Consider the following 1,418-nt stretch of genomic DNA (forward strand, 5'->3'; position numbering starts at 1 on the left):
ATGAACGTTTCGAGTCATATCTTGGCACATGAGCCACTCAGTTAGAGGATGTAGATCGTGCTGCTTGCATCAAGGACTATTGCTATGGCTTCAAGCGACGGGAATTAGAACCGTTAACAGCAATTTCTGACCAATCAATCTTGTGTCATGTGATCTCTAACAGGGGATAGTTTATGTCTGACAACCGTTACCAGTTTGATATTACCGATGGGCATGTTTTAGCTATTCGGGAATGGGACGATGGCCGCTGGGAAAATGAGGCCATTGATAACGACGATCGTTACAGCGTTCAGGGCAACCGTATCGTCAAAACCGAGTGGAACGATGATGATATAACGATTTATGAAGATCGTGGCGACGGCGTGTATTTTGAAATTTTTGACGGTGAACTTAATGACTGGAATCGTCGGAATGACTCAAATGACATGAATAACATCGATGGATTGGATATTCAGAGTGACTGGGATGATCGGATTGATTTTAACGAGGACCGGCTTACCTATGACCAGCAAGTGACACTTTTGTATAGCGCTGCGTTCGATCGTGCTCCAGACCAAGCTGGTCTGACTTACTGGAGTAACCAGATGCGGGGCGAAGACGATCTGGACCTGGATGATATCGCTGAGATTTTCATGGCCTCTGATGAGTTCATCAACCGTTATGGCAGCAACCTCAATAACAGTGATTTTATTGAGGCGCTGTACAACAATACTCTGGGTCGCCCCAGTGATGCTGAAGGCAAGGAATATTGGTTGAACCAGTTGGCGAGTGACGAGGATCGTGACGATATTCTGGAGGCGTTTGCACTTTCAGATGAGCATGTTGACTTGGTGCTCATCGGCCAGAACAATCAGGATGCTACTATCTTCTGATACTTCAGCATGAAGTTTAAACTGGAAACACGTTTCTGGATACGTTTCTGACTATGCTTTTCAAAACTGTCTGCCAACCCTATTCAGAGATTTCGTTGGCAGACAGTCCACATTATGAAAGCGATAGGAACTCATCACGAAGACAACTTGTCAGATAAACCCTAACTTAAATTTTTCATGGCGTATAAAAGAAAACGATTGGCAATTTTAAATTTTCAAGATCTTGCATCAAAACCAAGATCAAAAGTTACTTCCAAAATAATGCCTGAAAAATTGACCTTCTCGCTACTCTCACGGCACCAAATTGAAGCTGGCTTGTTGAGGTCACATCACCTCCGATGCAGGGTTACTTTTGCTACGGGAAGACGACAAGCAATGTCGACTTACACGTCGCTTGGCATCGATACTTCATTATCTTCTGGCACCAGATAAAATTCGCCACAAGTTCGGCACCTTGGTCCGTCAGCGCGTGTTTGGAATCGCCGCTGGCTATCAAGATCTTAACGACCATGAAAATGAGGTGCTTGCAGGTACGCAAGGGCTCCA

The 1,418-nt window shown here is 44.8% G+C and carries 1 protein-coding gene and 1 pseudogene; both read left to right on the forward strand.

Annotation, left to right across the window (positions count from 1 at the left end; translation table 11 throughout):
- The first annotated feature begins 173 nt into the window (after positions 1–173).
- On the forward strand, positions 174–872 hold the full coding sequence (locus tag ACT3TJ_RS17895; protein ID WP_444666127.1) for a DUF4214 domain-containing protein: 699 nt from the start codon (positions 174–176) through the stop codon (positions 870–872).
- Between the two features lie 258 nt (positions 873–1,130).
- A pseudogene (locus tag ACT3TJ_RS17900) lies at positions 1,131–1,418 on the forward strand (transposase); the annotation flags it as partial.

The sequence above is a fragment of the Halomonas sp. AOP30-A1-24 genome, from assembly GCF_052378165.1.
In the GTDB taxonomy this organism is placed as follows: domain Bacteria; phylum Pseudomonadota; class Gammaproteobacteria; order Pseudomonadales; family Halomonadaceae; genus Vreelandella; species Vreelandella citrativorans.

Excerpts from the sequence above, each read along its gene's own strand:
- ACT3TJ_RS17895 (WP_444666127.1), top strand. The coding sequence starts at position 174 with ATGTCTGACAACCGTTACCAGTTTGATATTACCGATGGGCATGTTTTA.